General features: G+C 54.1%; 9 protein-coding genes. 8 read left to right on the forward strand and 1 reads right to left on the reverse strand.

All coding sequences use genetic code 11. The annotated features are described in order from the left end of the window. The 8 genes from tssD to L6D82_RS27950 form a co-directional block, all read left to right on the forward strand. Positions 1–266, forward strand: a 266-nt coding sequence (tssD, locus tag L6D82_RS27915) for a type VI secretion system tube protein TssD (RefSeq protein WP_236192086.1), incomplete at its 5' end; no start/stop codon positions are given. A gap of 126 nt (positions 267–392) precedes the next feature. Further along, positions 393–2,204: a type VI secretion system tip protein TssI/VgrG gene (tssI, locus tag L6D82_RS27920; RefSeq protein WP_236192087.1), complete on the forward strand. Its 1,812-nt coding sequence runs from the start codon at positions 393–395 to the stop codon at positions 2,202–2,204. A gap of 9 nt (positions 2,205–2,213) precedes the next feature. Beyond that, complete coding sequence (locus L6D82_RS27925) at positions 2,214–3,299, forward strand: DUF2345 domain-containing protein (RefSeq protein WP_236192088.1); 1,086 nt, start codon at positions 2,214–2,216, stop codon at positions 3,297–3,299. Then, positions 3,296–7,981, forward strand: a complete 4,686-nt coding sequence (locus L6D82_RS27930) for an RHS repeat-associated core domain-containing protein (RefSeq protein ID WP_236192089.1) — start codon at positions 3,296–3,298, stop codon at positions 7,979–7,981. The genes L6D82_RS27925 and L6D82_RS27930 overlap by 4 nt, the downstream gene beginning before the upstream one ends. After that, positions 7,971–8,453, forward strand: coding sequence for a DUF4265 domain-containing protein (locus L6D82_RS27935; RefSeq protein WP_236190878.1), 483 nt, complete (start codon positions 7,971–7,973; stop codon positions 8,451–8,453). The genes L6D82_RS27930 and L6D82_RS27935 overlap by 11 nt, the downstream gene beginning before the upstream one ends. Positions 8,454–8,690: 237 nt before the next feature. Beyond that, positions 8,691–8,954, forward strand: coding sequence for a PAAR domain-containing protein (locus L6D82_RS27940; RefSeq protein ID WP_130902052.1), 264 nt, complete (start codon positions 8,691–8,693; stop codon positions 8,952–8,954). A 121-nt stretch (positions 8,955–9,075) separates the two neighbouring features. Then, positions 9,076–13,776: an RHS repeat-associated core domain-containing protein gene (locus L6D82_RS27945; protein WP_236192090.1), complete on the forward strand. Its 4,701-nt coding sequence runs from the start codon at positions 9,076–9,078 to the stop codon at positions 13,774–13,776. Further along, positions 13,773–14,249, forward strand: coding sequence for a hypothetical protein (locus L6D82_RS27950; protein ID WP_236192091.1), 477 nt, complete (start codon positions 13,773–13,775; stop codon positions 14,247–14,249). Before L6D82_RS27945 ends, L6D82_RS27950 begins: the two co-directional genes overlap by 4 nt. Positions 14,250–14,685: 436 nt before the next feature. On the opposite strand, the gene L6D82_RS27955 is transcribed toward L6D82_RS27950, so the two are convergent. Further along, positions 14,686–16,209 (reverse strand): 5'-methylthioadenosine/S-adenosylhomocysteine nucleosidase family protein, encoded by a 1,524-nt coding sequence (locus tag L6D82_RS27955; protein ID WP_236192092.1) that lies wholly within the window; start codon positions 16,207–16,209, stop codon positions 14,686–14,688. Positions 16,210–16,569: the final 360 nt, after the last annotated feature.

Raw genomic sequence — 16,569 nt, forward strand, 5'->3', positions numbered from 1 at the left:
CTCTGACCTCCGGCGAGCGCATGAGCGAAATCGTTATCCAGTGGTACCGCACTTCGGCTCAAGGTACCCAAGAGCACTACTACACCACCAAACTGGAAGACGCGATCATCGTCGCCATCAACAACAAGATGCACAACTGCCAGGATCCATCGAACGCCCACTTCACCCACCTGGAAGAAGTGCAGTTCACCTACCGCAAAATCACCTGGACCCACGAAGTATCCGGTACTTCGGGTTCCGATGACTGGCGTGCTCCAGTCGTTTAATTTCGGCTGATCGTTGTACCGCTCCGGCCGGCAAGACCGGTCGGGGCGCACTCACCTCTAAAAATTTTTTTGCCTATAGCCCCTTGAGGGCTGTTGCGCGTCGCAGAATTGCGCGAGGAACAAGGGATGTTCTCACCGGCCAATCAGCCTCATTTCAATCTGACCATCGATGGCGCGGACAGCGATTTCCAGGTGCTGTCGTTCACCGGGAAAGAGGCGCTCAACACCCCCTTCGAGTTCGAACTGGAACTGGTCAGTGAGAAGGCCTCGATCAACCTTGAAAGCCTGCTGCACAAACTCGCGTTCCTGCAGCTGTCGCCCAGCGGCACGGGGATTCACGGGCTGATCTACAGCATCGCCCAGGGCGAGGCCGGCAAGCGCCTGACGCGCTACAAAATCTCCCTGCGCCCGCAGCTGTCGTACCTCGCGCATCGGGTCAATCAGCGCATCTTCCAGCAGATGACCGTGCAGCAGATCATCAGCAAGGTGCTGGAAGAACACGGCATTCTCGCCAGCGACTATCACTTTCAGTTGAGCGCGATTTACCCGGAGCGCATCTACTGCGTGCAGTATGACGAAAGCGATCTGCATTTCGTCCAGCGCCTGTGTGAGGAGGAGGGGATTCACTACCATTTCCAGCACACCTCCAGCGGCCACAAACTGATGTTCGGCGATGACCAGACGGTGTTCCCGAAACTGGCGCCGGTGGCCTATCAACAGGACTCCGGGCTGGTCGCCGATCAACCGGTGGTCAAGCGTTTCGGCCTGCGTCTGGCGACCCGCACCAGCCGCACCACACGGCGTGATTACGACTTCGTCAAACCGAAGATCGAGCTGGAAAGCGACGCCAAGAGCAGCGCTCAGCCGGATCTGGAAGATTACGACTACCCGGGCCGTTTCGTGGATCGTGAGCGCGGCAAGCACCTGGCCAACCGCAACCTCGAACGCCACCGCAGCGACTATCGCCTGGCCGAGGGCAACAGCGACCAGCCGATTCTGGTCACCGGGCATTTTCTGGCCCTGACCGACCACGCCAACCCGACGTGGAACGACCTGTGGCTGCTCACCGAAATCTTCCACGAAGGCAAGCAGCCACAAGTGCTCGAAGAGTCGGTGACCAGCGACACCACCGACAACAAAGACGATTTCCATCAGGGCTACCGCAACCGCTTCAATGCGATTCCGTGGGACGTGCCGTATCGGCCGCCACTGGATCACCCGAAACCGAAAGTGCTCGGCACCCAAAGCGCCGTGGTCTGCGGCCCCGAGGGCGAAGAGATCTACTGCGACCAGTACGGTCGGGTGAAGGTGCAGTTCTTCTGGGACCGCGAAGGCGAACACGACGACAAAACCAGTTGCTGGATGCGCGTGGCCTCGAACTGGGCCGCCGAAACCTTTGGCGCGATCAACATTCCGCGGGTCGGCATGGAGGTTTTGATCACCTTCCTCGAAGGCGATCCCGATCAGCCCTTGATCACCGGTTGCCTGTACCACGGTGCGAATCTGCCGCCTTACAAGCTGCCGGACTTCAAGACCCTCGCTACGGTCAAGAGCAAGGAATACAAGGGCAGCCGCGCCAACGAACTGCGCATCGACGACACCACCAGCGAGATCAGCATCGCGCTGCGCAGTGATCACGGTGCGAGTGCGATCAACCTTGGTTACCTGACCCACCCGCGCCCAAGCGGCGGTCAGCCTCGGGGTGAAGGCTTTGAGTTAAGAACTGATCGTCACGGCGCCGTGCGTGCCGGTGCCGGTCTGCTGATCACCACCGAGCCGCGCCCGAATGAATCCAAGCACCACAAGGACCTGCCGGAAACCGCCGAGCGTCTGGCCACGGCCAGCGATCAACAGGACGGTTTCGCCACACAAGCCAAAGAGCTTCAGGCTCAAGAGGCCGGCGATCAGGACGACGTGGCCAAGGCCTTGCACGCGTAGCACCAAGGCGTGCTCGGCAGCGGCCCGGCGAACCTCACCGCCAATGAATTTCCCGAGTTCACCGAGCCGCATCTGGTGCTCGCCAGTCCCGCCGGCATCGCCCTGACCACACCGCGCTCCAGCCACATCGCCACCGGCGAACACCTGGCGCTGAGCAGCACCGGTCACACCAGTTTCTCCATCGGCAAACGCCTGCTGGCCAGCGCCAGTCGCGGCATGCGCCTGTTCGTGCAGAGCATCGGCTGGCGGCTGGTGGCGGCCTCCGGCGACATCGATGTCAAGGCACTGAAGGACAGCATCAACTTGTTGGCCAAACTCAACATCACCGCCAATGCCGACCGCATCACCATCACCGCCAAGACCGAACTGGTGATCCAGGGCGGCGGCAGCGCCACGACCTACAACGCCGGCGGCATCACCCACGCGACCAGCGGTCCGTACACCGCGCATGCGGCGAACTTCGCCTACACCGGGGCGAAGTCCCTGGCGGGCGTGTTCCCGGAACCGCCGAAACCGGGCAAGGGTAACCTCGAATTGTTCAACCAGTACGCCGGACGCCAAGGCATCAAGGAAGGTGATTACGAAGTCATCGATGCGTTGGGCAAAAGCATCAAGGGCAAACTCGACGGTAAGGGCTTTGCGAGCGTTTCTGGTGCTGCACCGGGACCGGCGCGCGTGCTGTTCGGCAAGGATCCGGCCGATACCTGGAGTGAAGGCAGCTATATCGGCAAACCGGAGTGGCCATTGAATCCGCCGGGCGCGGACGAAGCTCCAAGCCAAGTGCAAGCAATGGTTGCTCAAGTGTTGCCGAGCAAGAGCTGGGATGTGCTGGAGAAGGGCAAGGATATGGCCCAGACAGGGATGAGTGCTGTACAGACGGCACAAGGTGCATTGGAAACGGCGCAACAGGTTAAAGGTGCTGTACAAGGCGGAGTGGCTGGCTTGCCAAAACTGGCGGGTGCGGCGACACCGAGCGCGTCGAGCATTCTTAGTGCAGCAAGCAAGGCGGGCAAGCTGCCTAGCCTTCCGGCCCCGTCCTTGCCCAAACCAGCGCTTAAGGCAGCTGACCTGTTAAATGGGGAGGTGCTGTCATGACTGAAGCTGCCGTTGCCAAGAAGCGCGAGCCTCAGGTAGCCGTCGTTCCGCTCAACACGTTGGATGTGCAGGACGTGGGGCGTGGTGCCGCTCGGTTTGATGCCTGGCTGCGATCCATTAGCGGTGATGTGGTCACGCTCGATCGAATCAAAGGGGTCGCCGGGTCATTGCCGGTTGTAGGCAACATCATGGCGCTGGTCGACGCGCTTGGCGACATCGTCACGCTTACCAAAAGCAAGCAGCGGGAGTTACTTGATTGGGTCAGCCTGGGTATCAACCTGATCGGTGTTTTACCAGCCCCTCCGACCATGGCTGCTGCTCGTATGAGTTTGCGCCCGACCTTGTTTTTGGTACGTCAGGAACTGCGTAACAGTGCCAAGATGTTGTTGGGCGATTCTATGATCGAAGTGCTGGTCGGGCACTTGAACGCCACCATCGTCGGCACGATCGATGACTTCGTAAAACAGGCCCAAGGAAAACTTTCGGGCATTCTTGCCGATGCCGGGAACTTGGGGGCAAGCGCGGTAAACGAAATTGCGAAAGGGCTTGAAGCCGTCGTCAACGGCAAGCTCGACGCAAAAGGCGATGCGCGCGCCGCGGGTCAGAAAATCACTGCTGCCGGCAATCAATTGCTTAGCGATCCCAAGGCGGCCATCAGCAATATCTTTGGTGCTGCATTCAGTGCCTACAAAGCCGTAGGTAAAGGAGTTGCCAATAGCGCAGCGAAAAACCTTCTGCCGGACCAGGCTAAAAAACTGGTGATGACCCACACCGGCACATTGAGAGCGATGGGGCCAGAAATCAAAACCCAACTGAGTAAGTTGGGTGACCCGGGAACGCGGCACTCCATCGGTTGGTTGTTGCAAATGCTCAGCGGTGCTGTGGTGACTTGGCGTAAACGCCGAGGACATGGACAGAGCGCTAGTGTTAAACCTAATGCCACCAGTAAGGCGCAGAGCAAAGCAGGTGAAGGCCGGCTCGAAGCCAGCAGCCGTCAGGCTCCTGCGAATGCTAACGCCAATGGCCAGAAAAATGGTGCATGCGCGGGTACTTGCAACAGTATTAGCTTCGCGTTGGGCTCCGAGTCGCTAAGCCATACCGATTTCAGCCTCCCAGGTCCATTTCCTATTGAATGGGTGCGTACCTACAGCTCCCGGTTTGATGCCTTTGACAATGGCGAACTAGGTGCTCGGTGGGTGACAGAGTTCACCACCCGATTCGACTGCAAGGGCGATGGTCTGGTTTTCTTTGGAGCCGACGGTCGTAGTATCGATTTTCCTCTGCCCAAGGTAGGCCTCTATCACTATGACCCCGTTGAGAATCTCACGCTGGTTCGCTCCGGTGAGGATCAACTGCTGGTTTGCTTCGGTTTCGAGCGCAAAGAAACCTATGTCCGTCGTGGTCGTTCCTTCTGGCTGACGGATGTCAAAATGCGCAGTGGCGCGGGGCTAATGCTGCACTATGAGCATCGGCATGGGGACGCCCTGGTATTGTCTGACCTGATCACCTATCAAGGGGATATAACGCAGATCCATTTGCACGTCGGAACCCTGCTTGATGATCATGGGCGGTTGGCCGGTCTTTGGGAAATCCGTGACGGCGCGCCTGTACGACAACTGTGTAATTACCAATACAACATCCACGGCGATCTGATCCAGGCACAGGATGAAAACGGTGCTGCCTGGAGCTATCACTATCAGCATCATCTGCTGACTCGATACACCGATCGCACCGGCCGCGGGTTGAATCTGGAGTGGGACGGCCACACCTCACACGCCAAGGCCGTGCGCGAGTGGGCGGATGACGGCAGTTTCGATACTCGTCTTGAATGGGACGAAAACATCCGCCTGACATATGTCACCGATGCCCATGGCAACGAGACTTGGCACTACTACGACATCAAGGGCTACACCTACCGGATTCGGTATCCCGATGAACGTTCAGAGTGGTTCTTTCGCGATGACGCAAAAAACATCATTCGTCACGTTCATGCAGACGGGACCTCCGATCGATACAGCTATGACGAGCGCGGTAATTTGCTCGAGCACATCAGTCCCGACGGCAGTGTCGCTCACTACGCCTACGATGATCTCAATCAACTGATCAAGGTTAGTGATGCAGAAGGTGGGCAATGGCAGCGAGCTTACGATGATGCCGGCAATTTGGTGGAGACGGTCGATCCGCTTGGAAACAACACGGAGTATGCCTACGACAAAGCAGGTCAGTTGATCGCTGTCAAGGACGCAATCGGCAACGAGAAAGCGCTTGAGTACAACGATGCTGGTCAGCTTCTGAAATATACCGATTGCTCTGGCAAGACCAGCGAATGGGAATACAACGATCGCGGTCAGATGATCTGTTTTACCGATGCAGCAGGACAAAGCACCGAGTATGAGTACAAGGCTGGACATATCGCCCTGATTACTCATCCAGATAAAACCCAGGAGCGATTCGAGCGTGATGCCGAAGGGCGTCTTCTTGCCCATATTGACGGTCTGGATCGCTGCACGACATGGAGCTATAACGCTGCCGGGTTGATTGCCGAGCGCGTAGACGCCTGCGAGCAAACGCTTCGCTACCGTTGGGACCGGCTGGGTCGTCTTGTAGCGCTGGAAAACGAAAACGAGCAGCGCACCCAATTTCACTATGACCCTGTCGGAAGGTTGCTTGAGGAAAAAGGATTCGATGGCGTTGCTACGCGCTATCAGTACGATTCCGAGAGCGGGCGTTTGGCGAGAGCGATTAGCGGTGAGCGCGTCATTTCGATGTCGTTTGACCCCATGGGACGGCTTGTAGAACGCCATGCCAGCTTGGGCAATACGTCTCAGAGTGAATCCTTTGCGTATGACGGTAATGGCAACATGGTTTTGGCCACGAATGACCAAAGCCGGCTGCTGTGGTTCTATGATTTGGCCGGTAATTTGATCAGAGAGCATCAGCATTATCAGAGCCTGGATGCACCGCTCGTTGCAATCTGGAGGCACGAGTACGACCCCCTCAATCAGTGCGTAGCTACGACCCGCCCGGATGGTCACCGGGTGAGCTGGCTGACGTACGGCAGTGGGCATTTGCTTGCGTTGAAACTGGATGATCACGAGCTGGTCGGTTATGAGCGAGATGACCTACATCGTGAGGTCGTTCGTCATCAAGGCAATCGTCTGCGCCAGACTCAAAAATGGGACCCGGCAGGTCGCCTGCAGGAGCAATTGCTAGGCCGAAGTGATGACAATTCCACTTTGCTCAAGCGCGAATACAAATACGATGCGGTCGGCCAGTTGACCGAGCTAAACGACACGCGTCGCGGACCGCTGTCCTATCGTTACGATCCAGTCGGAAGACTGATCAGTGCAGCAAGCCGCCTCGGGATTGAGAAATTCGCTTTCGATCCTGCCAGTAACCTGCTCGACGAAAAGGTGGCAGAAGTACGGCGGCCTCTTGATCATGCGCCAACGCGTAGTCGGTTGGTAGACAATCTGCTACGGGAATACGTCGGCACCCATTACGAATATGACGATCGCGGCAATCAAACACTGCGTTGGCACAATGGTCAACGCAGTCGATTGCAATGGGATCTGTTCGATAGGTTGGTTCATTTCGAGGATGATCGTCTCTCGGTCAAATACGCCTACGACGCCTTGGGTCGCCGGCTATACAAGCATTCAACCGCCCATTATAGAAATCGTCCTGAAGCAGGTTCTCACTGGAATAAAAATGAGCAGGGACGTGTTCAGCGTTTGCTTGGCTGTGGCCTGACTTTGTACGGGTGGGACGGAGATAATCTTTCCTGGGAAAGCAGTCCTGCGCCTATTGATGGGGGAACTGGCCGCACAGTCCACTACGTTGATGAACCCGGCACGTTTGTTCCGGTGGCTCAAGCGATCAGACACGCCTCGATTGATTTGTTAAGCCAGCCTGAATATGTCGGTGGCGAGAGTCTTGAAGATGACCCGCTTTGGAGTCATGTACCCAAAGCACATCCGTTTGATGCTTTAGCCTGGTATCAGTGTGATCATTTAGGCACACCATTGGAGCTTACCGATCAGGACGGTCAGGTCGCCTGGAGCGCTCAATACAAGGCGTGGGGACAGGCAAAAGAACAGACATCAGCCACAGCAGTACGGCATGGGCTGAACAATCCAATTCGTTTCCAAGGTCAGTACCACGATCATGAAACAGGCTTGCACTACAACCGATACAGGTACTACGACCCCCATGTAGGTCGCTTCATCTCAAAGGATCCGATAGGTCTGATGGGGGGCATAAACCTTCATCAATACGCACCTAACCCAACCCAATGGGTGGACCCTTTAGGGCTGGTGAAGAAACCGCCATCCAAGCGCGCCCTAAAAGACGGCGCTGGAGCATCGCCTCAAGATATCGCTGCGAGTAAGGTCGGCGGAGGCAGTCGAAAAGGGCAGGCGGCTTGTCGCAAAAAACTCATTGATAAAAGTAAGCCAGTGGGCGTTTACAAGTGCTGGCGGTGTGGACATACCTCTACCAATCCTGATGACATGCACTTGGGGCATAAGAATGTGGCCACCTCAAATGGGGGCAACCTTGCCGATGTCAACGTAGATCTTGAGGGCGCGTCGTGTAACCTGAGTGCGGGAAATAGCGGTTACGTGAAGGAAGGGATGTCGTGTGTCGAACGTGGAAGTTGTGGAGCGCCATATGGACGATAAAGAATTGCCTGTACTGATTCAGGTGTTTGTATCAGATGACGGTGGCCCCGTATTCGAGGAGCTCCCTGCAATTGCGATGGGGCAGGATACATATGAGCTGTTGTCTTCACCTGGCCTTGCGCTGAATTTGGCTCGAGGTGATGTCATCTCGATAAAAAACAAAAACACTCACGCTGAAGTCCTCAAGCGCGGAGGGAATTTTTGTATTCATATCTACGCCGATTTCATCCCCGAGGACGTCATTGCTCAGCTCGAATCTGATGTCGGCAATGAGCTGGGTGGAACACTTGATGGCGTTTTCGAAGGCAATCTTTCGTTGGCTGTGCCGTCCAGCAACGGGATGGACAGAATCAATGAGTTCTTTGATCGCTTCCGCGAGAAAACCGGCCTCGAATGGTATTACGCCAACGTCTACAAGAACATTGATGATGAAGAGGATGAAACGCTGCTGAATTGGTGGCTGCAGAGCTGATTGATTCGAAGAGTGATCTCGCTGACAACAATCGAAGCTTGGCTAAGCAAGCTTGGATAAACACAAATGTGTCGGCTAGATCTACGAAACGCAGTGTGAGATCGAAGGGCGCGTGACAGGTCGGTAGTGACTGCGGCGCGCTTTATCGGCCAGCCAGAAAATATGAACGAGGGCGACCCTCTTTCGAACGTTTGCCTGGCCGATATAAATCCAAGATTTAGTCAAAGGAGTGACACCATGAAAGATGTTATTCGCTTAGGCGACTCCACCACTCACGGTGGCAAAGTGCTCGAAGCCTTCTCCCGAACCGACCTCAACGGCAAGCCTATTGCTGGCGTCGGTCACAAAGTTAGCTGTCCGCTTTGCAAAGGGGTTTTCCCCATTGCAGAAGGCAGCAGCACCTACACCGTTGATGGTACGCCCATCGCTCTGGACGGTATGAAAACTGCCTGTGGCGCCGCGCTCATTGCGAGCGGTCCGAAAGGCGCAGTGATCAGCTGATCGACCTGACTACATCCTGGTTTCATTGCCAACGAGAGGCGACGTGCAGACGTAGGCCTCCTGGCGATGAGCCTCATGACATCTCTGAATTCCCGAGCCTACTGGCTGGTAAGACGCTTCCATGACGACCAATATCGCTGTTGCAACCAAACGTGAACCACAAGTCGCCGTTGTTCCGCTGAATCTGATCATGGTGGAAGATGTGGGTCGAAGTGCGGCTCAATTCGATGCTTGGTTACGAGAGATCAGTGGCGATCTGGTGACATTGGAGCGCATCAAGACGGTCGCCGGTGCGCTGCCTGTTGTCGGCAATATCATGGCGCTGGTCGATGCACTGAACGATGTGGTGACACTCTCGAACAGCCCACGACAAGATCCTCTCAACTGGGTCAGTCTCGGGATCAACCTGATCGGTGTCTTGCCGATGCCGCCGAACATGGCAGCCGCGCGCATGAGCTTGCGTCCGACATTGTTCCTTGTTCGCCAGGAGGTCGCCAAGGTCGGGAAGTTGGTGTTGGGCGATGCGTTGATCAACGTCGTGGTCGGTCATCTGAACGCTGACATTGTTGGTGTGATCGATGATTTCGTTAAGCAGGCACAAGCCAAACTCAAGGAGCTGCTCAATGATGCAGGAGAGCTTGGCGAAAAGATCCTCAATGAAATTGCTGTTGGGTTAGAGCGCGTCGTAAACGGACAGCTCGATGCCAAAGGCAATTTAAAAGAAGCCGGGGAGATGGCAAGCGCTGCCAGCGATCAATTGCTACATGATCCTTTGAGCGCTATCAGCAATATCTTCGGCGCCGCGGCAAACGTTTACAAAGCAGCGGGCAAAGGCGTTGCCAACAGTGCGGCCGAGCATCTGTTGCCTGAACAAGCAAAGAAAAAAGTTCTGATTCATACGAAATCACTGCGCGCCATGGGACCCGAGCTGCGCACGCAGTTGAACAAGTTGAGTGACCCGGCCGTTCAAAGCTCGATTGGCGCGCTGTTGGTCGTACTGGCCAGCGCGGTTGCAGCGTGGCGCATGCGCAACGCACACGGCCAGGGCGGTAACGTCAAACCGGGCATGACTAGCCAATCCCGACGCGTTGCCAGCGATGGCAAGGTTGAAGTAAGCCGGGCTGAGTCGAAGCCGAAGACGCGCCCCAATGATGAGAAAAATGAAGTATGTCCTGCGACCTGCAAGCGCATCAGCTTTGCCATGGGTACAGAGACGTTTGATCACTCGGATTTCAGCTTGCCCGGCGCTTTCCCCATTGATTGGACCCGCACGTATTGCTCGGACTTGAGCGCCTATGATTCGGGCATCTTGGGCGCGCGCTGGATCACTCCGTTCACGACTCGCATCGATGAGCAGGACGATGGTCTGGTGTTCCACAATGCAGACGGCCGAAGCCATAGCTATCCGTTACCTAAGATCGGTCAGTTTCATTACGACGCAATTGAAAACATCACTTTGCTGCATGTCAGCGAGGGACAGTTGCTGCTATGCCGGGGTTTCGATCGCAAGGAAACCTACATCCGTCATGGGCTTTGCTACCTGCTAGTAGGTGTTGTATTGCGTAGTGGCGCCGGAATCATGCTGCACCATGAGCATCGACACGGTGATGCTCCCGTACTGTCCGACCTGATTACCTATCAGGAAAATGACATCACCAAGGTGCATCGTCACCTCGGCACGCTGATCGATGCGCATGGACAATTGACCGGCCTCTGGGAGATCCGTGACGGGGCGCCACAGCGTCAGCTGTGCGCTTATGAGTATGACGCGCACGGCGATCTGACTCTTGCCCAGGATGAGAACGGTGCAGCTCGGTCGTATCAGTATGAGCATCATCTGATCACGCGCTACACGGACCGGACCGGGCGCGGGATGAACTTGCAGTGGCAGGGCACGGGCTCTGATGCCAAGGCCGTGCGCGAGTGGGCCGATGACGGCAGTTTCGACACCCGTCTGGAATGGGATGAGAACATTCGTCTGACGTACGTAACGGATGCTCACGGTAACGAGACATGGCATTACTACGACAGCCTGGGCTACACGTATCGCATTCGTCACGCCGATGGCTTGTCGGAATGGTTGTTCCGCGATGACGCCAAAAACGTCGTCCGGCATGTGCATCCCGATGGGGCCACTGACCGCTATAGCTACGATGAGCGCGGCAATCGGCTTGAGCATATTCGCGCCGACAATAGCGTGGTGCACTTCGCCTATGACGACCACGACCAACTCATCAAAATCATGGACGCGGAAGGCGGGCTATGGCTGCGCGCCTATGATGACGCCGGCAACCTGGTTGAAACGGTCGATCCGCTCGGTAACAAGACTGAATACGCATATGACAAAAAAGGTCTGCCGATTGCCATCAAGGATGCCAACGGTAACGAGAAGACCCTCGAATACAATGACGCGGGTCAATTACTCAAGTATGTGGATTGCTCGGGCAAGATCAGTACATGGGAGTATGACGATCGCGGCTTGATGATCTGCGCAACGGATGCAGCAGGGCAGAGCACCGAATACGAATACAAGGCTGGGCAGGTAGCGCTTATCCGGCATCCGGACAAAACAGAGGAGCGTTTTGAGCGCGATGCTGAGGGCAGACTTCTGGCCCATGTCGACGGATTGGATCGCTGCACGACCTGGAGCTACACGGTAGCTGGTTTCGTCGAAGAACGCGTGGACGCTGCCGAACAGACTCTGCGGTATCGGTGGGATCGTTTGGGACGTTTGCAGGCTCTGGAGAACCAGAATCAACGTTCGGCGCAATTTCTCTACGACCCAGTAGGACGCTTGTTGACCGAAACAGGCTTTGACGGACGTCTGACTCGCTACCAGTACGACATCGCTTCTGGACGCCTATCAAAGGTCGCCACCGGTGACCGTGTTGTGACGGTAGCGTATGACGAGATGAGGCGTGTAACCGAGCGTCTAGCTTCGCTTGGCGACCAGTCTCAAGCGGAGCGTTACGCCTATGACGGCAGGGGCAACATGATCCTCGCCAGTAACGCAGACAGCCAAGTGCAATGGTTCCATGACATGGCCGGCAATATGGTGCGTGAGCATCAGCACTACCTCGGTTTGGACAAGCCACTGGTTGCTGTTTGGCAGCACGAGTACGACGTGCTCAACCAACGTGTGGCCACGATCCGTCCTGATGGGCATCGGGTCAGTTGGTTGACCTACGGCAGCGGTCATCTCTTGGCATTGCGCCTGAACGAGCATGAGTTGCTTGGCTTTGAGCGCGACGACCTGCATCGCGAAGTTGCTCGGCATCAAGGTAATCGACTTGTGCAGACGCAGAAGTGGGACCCGGCCGGGCGCCTGCAAGAGCAACTGTTGGGGCGTAGTGATGACAAGTCGGTTTTGCTTAAGCGTGAGTACGCCTACGACGCCGCAGGGCAACTGAACGAAATCAACGATACGCGCCGTGGCCAGTTGTCCTATCGCTATGATCCGGTGAGCCGGTTGTTGAGCGCAGTGAGTCGTTTGGGTGTTGAAACCTTCGACTTTGACCCGGCGGGTAACCTGCTTGATGAGAAAGTGGCAGAGAGTCGGCGGCCTTTGGAGTTGACTCCCCCACGCAGCAAGTTAGTCGATAACCTGCTGCGCGAGTATGCAGGGACTCACTACGAATACGATGAGCGTGGTAACCAGATAAAGCGTTGGTGCGATGGTGCTTACAGCCAGATGCGTTGGGATCTGTTTGATCGGCTGGTGCATTTTGAGGACTCAAGGCTTTCGGTGGAGTTTGCCTACGACGCCCTTGGTCGACGTTTATCCAAGAATTCGAAGGTCCACTACAAGCAGCGGCCGGCGGCAGGCTCACTGTGGAATAGCGCTGAGCACGCTCGATTGCAGCGAGAGCACGGCTGTGGCTTTACGTTGTACGGTTGGGATGGCGATAACTTGGCTTGGGAAAGTCGTGGTCCTCAGCAGGATGGGGAGGCGGGCCGCACTATTCATTACGTGTTTGAGCCCGGAACATTCATTCCTGTCGCTCAGGCGATGTCGAATCATTCCATTAATCTGATGGGATTGCCTGACTACGATGAGGATTACAGCTTAGAGGATGATCCGCTTTGGAATCGTTCCGCAGTATCGCCCCCAATCGATGTATTGAATTGGTACCAATGCGACCATTTGGGCACTCCTTTGGAGATGACCGATCAGAATGGTGACGTCGTATGGAGCGCTCACTACAAGGCCTGGGGTGAGATTCGGGAGGAGCAGTCGCATTGGGCGAAGCAGCAGGGCATTGCAAATCCTATCCGATTCCAAGGGCAGTACCATGATCATGAGACGGGGCTGCATTACAACAGGCATCGCTACTACGACCCGTCAGTGGGACGTTTCATAAGTCAAGATCCTATTGGTTACGAAGGGGGACTCAACCTTTACCAGTATGTTCCGAATCCTACTGGGTGGACTGACCCGCGCGGGCTGGCTCGTCAAAAAGGAATTACGCCGAACAACAAAGGCACACGCACTACAATTGAGTCGGGTAATCTGCAAGCACCGGAGGTTGGATACAGCACGAAAGCAGGTGGGGAAGGTATTCAGCATCCTGTGGTTCAAGAGCTCTATGAATCGATACCTGACGATCAACGTTCTCCTTTTATTCATGGGCACTGCGGAGAAGCGGATGCGCTGAGTAAGATTGCCAAGGCTAACGATGTCAAATCTGTCGAAGCTTTGAGAGATATTACGAACGGCTCAACATCTACGACCGTAAGGAATGATGGTAAACAGTTGAAGTTTTGCCGATCTTGCGCGCAAGTTATGGGTAAGCTCGGCGTATGTGATGGAGTTAAAGAATGAGTGATGAAAAAGAAATTGAAGAAGTCGAAAATCTTGAGGCGCGTCTCCTTGCCGCCGGCGTATCCATTAATCAATTAGTGCGGTGCTACGCGGATTTTTTGCTTCATTTGATTGAAGGCGACGCTTTAAGTAGTATTTCTTCTGCAAAACTCGATCTTATGTCTAACTACCTGAGTAAGGCCGTAACTCCTGGAGTAGTTGAGTCTAGTCAGGAGCAAAGGAAGGGGTTCTTTGTCGATCTTTGGCCAATTGAAAGGCAATATAGAGAATCGGATCCAGCATTCGCGAATTTCGTACGATGTGTAATCTGTTGCTTCGGAAATGAGGAAGACTGGGAGCAGGATGATACAGGAGAGGCCACACCTTTATGGTATTTTCTTTTCTATATCAAGAAGGTTTGTCCCGAAATAAAAAACGAATTTTTACAGTATTTTGAAGGTGTTTTTAGTGAGCGTGGATTATCTGAAAGGTAGTGTATAGCTGTCGGCAATTATTTGCGCGACAGTGGAAAGATCCTTGGCGCTGAAAACACTCGTAAACTATTATCCTTCGCGAACGGCAGTTTTCGGCCAGAAGCAGTCATTCAAGGAGGCAACTATCGACCCACAGCAGTAATCTGAACCGCATTGATCTGAAGCAATGCCTCCTGCCTATCCTAAAATCGTGATGGCAGTTCGTTTCCGGCCTGGGCATCCAAAAAAGGGGGACAGATTTATTTTTCCAAAAAATAAATCTGTCCCCTTATCTGGTTTTACGGGCTACTCTGGACGAATTGTGGTGACATTACAGCTGTAAACTCCATAGCGATGCTGAAACACGAATTTAACTATTTACAAGGGTTCGAGTAACCAGGCGCATTCGACTGCCGCCCACATATTTAAATGTAGTGCACTCGATACATATTACCTCTTATGTAAAAAGCACCCTGCTGTCAAACTTGAAGTGCAATTGGAGTTCTTCTTTAAGTCGCGCTGGAACTCCGCGAATAAGAATTCGCTCGACCGTTTTAGGGATCTTATCGCAGAGATTCGAAAGCAGCATGCCATCCGATCCACTCATGTACACATTTTCAGCGTCAATCCATACGTCGCGACAGCTCGACAAATCAACAAGAGGTTCAAGCTCAAATGCATAGTTGCGCAGATCCTGCTGCGTGAGTAGTAAGGTGCAAAAATAGCTTCTACGTAGATCTCCGGTTTCTTCTATAAATTTTATGACCAGTGACTGCGTATTTTGCTCCGCTTGCCAACTTAACTCTATGAGTGATTTTCCAGATGGGCCATATTCTTTGATGAAGGATGCAAGCTCTCTTTGTCCTCCTCCACTCGCCCTCATTTTAGGGAACTCTTCTAGAGGGTTAAATAAGGTTCCATCGCTGTCCAGCGCGATCTCGAGCACCCCGCCACGAAGCTGGACGCGCGAGGATCTCCCATGCTTAACAGAGTTTTCCGCCATCTCCTTGAGTACTGCAGATAGATGTGATTTAAAATTCTCGTCGTACTTAGCTCCTAATGAGCACTTATTGACAAATTCTCCAATCTTCGCAGCATACGACCGGTTTCCCCTAAGCTCGTGTACAGTGGTTTCATCGAATAAATCAAGTGTTGGTTCAGACCCACTGTTGCCTACAGCTTCGAGTAGTTCGCTCGACACGGATAGTTTTTTTAAATTTATAAACTCTTGTACTAATTTACAGGAAGCGATCGCGGCTACGCTCGCAGAATAACCCTGTGCATTTCTGGTGCCCCGAGTACCCCCGCCATTGTCACTAGGTGACTTGACGAACATCCAAGGAATATTTCGTTGACCGCACTGTGCCGCCACGGGCTGCCCCTCCATGTCTCCGCCAACGGCATTTTCATCATCCTTAAATAATCCATTTGAGAAGCCGACATCTTCGGAAAAAATTTCACCGCTATATACATTCCCAGTGATGAACTTGGAACTTAGATTTCGCTGCTTTATTTCTTTGGCGAAAGCATATGAACTGGAATTAATAAGTGTGTCCAATTCTTCATCACTTATGAGCGACTCCAAAATTGGTTGTGAGCGTAGGGCCAGAGCTCCGTCTTTCGCGATAAAATCTACAAGGGAAACAATCTTGTTCGATACGATAACATCATGCAAATCCCCCTTAGCAGGATTCGAATAGCAGAAACCACAAAGCACAACGAGTTGTGGTTTCAATGTTTGTAAGACGTCGGGCAGTAGCATCCCAACAGACGCTTTCCCATGACTGCCGCGCTCGGCACTTAATAAGCAAACCGGATACCCCGCCAAGACTCCAACCCTCAAACGTGGCAGAAGGTCAATAGCCCTACGCTTCATCTTTGCCCCGCAGTCTTCCAATGCTGAAATCAATGCGTCTCTTTCGATACTGTTGGATGTGACAAACAATATGACTGAGTTTTGAAGTTCAGTGGGTAGATGCATTTTTTTACTCATTGACTGGATATTGGAGTGGAGGGCTTTTTTTTGAAAAATCTTTCAAATTTACAGGCGTGTCGAATACTAGAGCAAGAAGGCCTATAAGTCATAGCGTTCCCTCAGAAAACGGTTTGCGTCAGGCAAGCTATTCAGCTATTCAGCTAACCTTAGACGGTCTTTGCCGTTGGAAGCATTTGAATAGATAAGGGAAAAGACAATTCGTTGGAGAACATGCTGGACGCCCCTTGAGTGTCCGCTTTTGGCTGTCGCTCACCGACGACGCTTCGCCAATAGCTGAGTTAGAACCGGTCACAGCTCCACACCGAATCCGCGCAGGCCCACGCTGTCGGCAAAACGCCCGACCGC

The organism is Pseudomonas paraglycinae, assembly GCF_021601625.1.
In the GTDB taxonomy this organism is placed as follows: Bacteria; Pseudomonadota; Gammaproteobacteria; order Pseudomonadales; family Pseudomonadaceae; genus Aquipseudomonas; species Aquipseudomonas paraglycinae.